The sequence below is a fragment of the Nocardia sp. bgisy118 genome (assembly GCF_057708605.1).
Map to the genome: position 1 here is coordinate 1 of NZ_JBYISM010000066.1, position 2,807 is coordinate 2,807.

The window sequence follows — 2,807 nt, forward strand, 5'->3', positions numbered from 1 at the left end:
CCGCACTGACCGAACCGGGCATCAGGCGGTGCCGGCGAAACGACTGATCCCCCACCAGACACCGAGAGGGGGCTCAGCAGAGTCTCTACCAGCAGCGATACACGCGCTGCCCTACTTCTTCGCAGACGCTAATCCGCTTCGGAACTCGACGGCCTTGACGTCCAATAGATGCACGTCAAACGCCCTGTTCAGAGCTCGACTCACGTTCCGAAGCCGAATAACCTCTGCACTCCGGCTCACCGATACACCCCGTCGGCCTCCGATGATCCGCCCGGCGCGGTCGATGTGCGCAGACCCACGACGTCAACGGGTTCGATAGGGCGGTCTCGGCCATCGCCGCCCCGGCCGGAAGCCCTTCGGCATCACAATGACCATGCCATTCGCACCTGATGCGCCGCCAGCGGTCTACCGGGTCATCGGGATCGCCGCCGGTGCGCGCAATTCGTTGTCGCCGTGAGTCGTTCGTGCTCGGGTTGGACGCAGGTCAGCTGTTCCAGGTTCCAGCCCAGGTCGACACGCGCTGTAATGCCTGCGGGTTCAGGGTGTTCGCAGGAGCGTGGACACGATCTCGGCTGCACCGATGAATTTTGTGTGGATCCGTCGTCGATACCTCTGGATACACCGACAGCGGTGGGTCAGAGCAGGAGCAAGCGATCCGGACGTGATCCGGACGGGTGAGCAGGAGGCGTAGTGAGCGATACCAGAGTGTTGGTGGCGGGGGCGAGCATCGCGGGGCCCGCGCTGGCCCACTGGCTGCGCCGGCGGGGGGCCGAGGTGACCGTGGTGGAGCGGGCCCCCGAGCTGCGTCCCGGTGGGCAGGCGGTGGACGCGCGGGGGGTTGCCAAGGAGGTCATCCGGCGGATGGGGCTGGACGCGGCGGTGCGCGCGGCCTGCACCGAGACCGCTGGCGCGTACACCGTGGACGTGGACGGGAACGTGCTGGAGACCTACCGTGCCGATGACGACGGCGGCGACGGGTTCATCTCGGAGATCGAGATCCTGCGCGGGGACCTGTCCCGGGTGCTCCACGACGACACCCGCGACGGTGTCGAGTACGTCTTCGGCGACCGGATCGCCGAGCTCACCCAGGACGCGGACGGGGTCGACGTGGCCTTCGCGGGCGGCGACCGGCGGCGCTTCGACCTGGTGGTCGGAGCGGACGGGCTGCACTCGGCGCTGCGAGCGATGGTCTTCGGGCCGCGCGAGCGGTTCGTCCGTCACCTCGGGCACGTGCTGGCCTTCTACACTGTGCCCAACGAGTTCGGGCTGGACCGCTGGCTGATCGACTACCAGGAATCCGGGCGCTCCGCCGGCCTGCGGCCCATCCCGGACGCCACCCGGGCGATGGCCATGTTCTCCTTCCCCTCGGCCGACCTCGACGTCGACTACCGCGACGTCGCGGCCCAGAAGCGGCTGCTGCGCGAGCGGATGGCCGGGCTGGGCTGGTTGACCCCGGACATCCTCGCGCACCTGGACGACACCCCGGACTTCTACCTCGACCAGGTCGCCCAGGTGGTGATGGACCGCTGGTCGAGCGGGCGGGTGGGGCTGCTCGGGGACGCGGCGTTCAGCTCGTCGCCGATGTCCGGGGCGGGCACCGGGCTGGCCCTGGTCGGCGCCTACCTGCTGGCCGGAGAGCTGGCCGCCGCCGGGTGGGACCCGGAAGCCGGGTTCGCCGGGTACGAGAGGCGGATGCGCTCGTTCGTCGAGGCCAACCAGGAGATCGGCCGGTTGAACGCGCGCAGCCGCGACGTCCCCGGGCCGGACGCCGAGCCGAGCATCGATTTCGACAGCGAATGGTTCACCGAGCTGATCGAGCGTGCGATCAACGGCGTCGAGCTGCCCGACTACGCAGGGGTGCCGGACTCCGGGGCCCCGGCCGGACCGCCGATCACCTCGTCGGCCAAGCCGTAGGTGTCACATAACGTGTCGAGCGGGACGACGCTTCGGTAGGCCACCGCCGGACTACGTCCGCTCTATGCCGCATACCGCGCTGACCGAACCGGCCAACGCTTGACGCCAGCGAAACGACTGAGCCCCCACCCGGACACCGGACGGGGGCTCAGCAGAGTCGCTACCAGCAGCGATACGTGCGCTGCACTACTTCTTCGCAGACGCTAATCCGCTTCGGAATTCGACCCTCTTGACTTCCAATATCTGCACGTCAAACGCCCTGTTCGCACCTCGGCTCACGTTCCGGAGCCAAATAACCTCAGACTCGCTCGCAGGACACTGACCGCCGATAAGACCCAATTACCAGCGGCTAGCCGAACGCCCTGTAATGCCGAACGCCGTGCACTGGCCGCTACGCCCTCTCGGCTCGACGGTACCGGCCCGGTTGTGACTGTTTCGGGATCCCTGCTTGTCTTTGCGGTCGTTGTTGATCTGCTGTGACAAGCGGAATCAGCCGATGAAGGGATTACCCCAGCCGTCGCCGAATGCGGCGATGATCATCGCTGCGCCGATGGAGCAGGGAATGATCCCGAACCCGGCCAGGAATCGAATCGTGGCGGAGTTCCAGCCTCGAAAGTGCATGCGTACGGTGCTGACGATCGCGGTCACTGCCCAGATGGCAAGCGCGAGAATCGATCCCACCGGTAGGGCCCAGAAGTACAGGACGCCGACCAACGCCAGGGTGAAGAAGAACACCAATGCGAAACCCGACACGACACCGAGGATCACGCCCCAGCAGTACCCGATCCAGGTCAAGACGGTTCCTCGCGCACCCGCCTGATTCCGTGGTGCTCGTTTGCCCCAATCTAGGTCAGTGTTCGTGACAGGGGAGTCGAAGTGTGCGTTCATCACTA

General features: G+C 66.7%; 2 protein-coding genes. One reads left to right on the top strand and one right to left on the bottom strand.

From position 1 onward, the window contains the following. Positions 1-690 precede the first annotated feature (690 nt). Positions 691-1,914, top strand: a complete 1,224-nt coding sequence (locus AC3EO7_RS37690; protein ID WP_431964585.1) for an FAD-dependent monooxygenase — start codon at positions 691-693, stop codon at positions 1,912-1,914. 489 nt (positions 1,915-2,403) lie between these two features. Here AC3EO7_RS37690 and AC3EO7_RS37695 read toward each other — a convergent pair whose 3' ends face one another. Continuing rightward, positions 2,404-2,709: a hypothetical protein gene (locus tag AC3EO7_RS37695; RefSeq protein WP_435593866.1), complete on the bottom strand. Its 306-nt coding sequence runs from the start codon at positions 2,707-2,709 to the stop codon at positions 2,404-2,406. Positions 2,710-2,807: the final 98 nt, after the last annotated feature.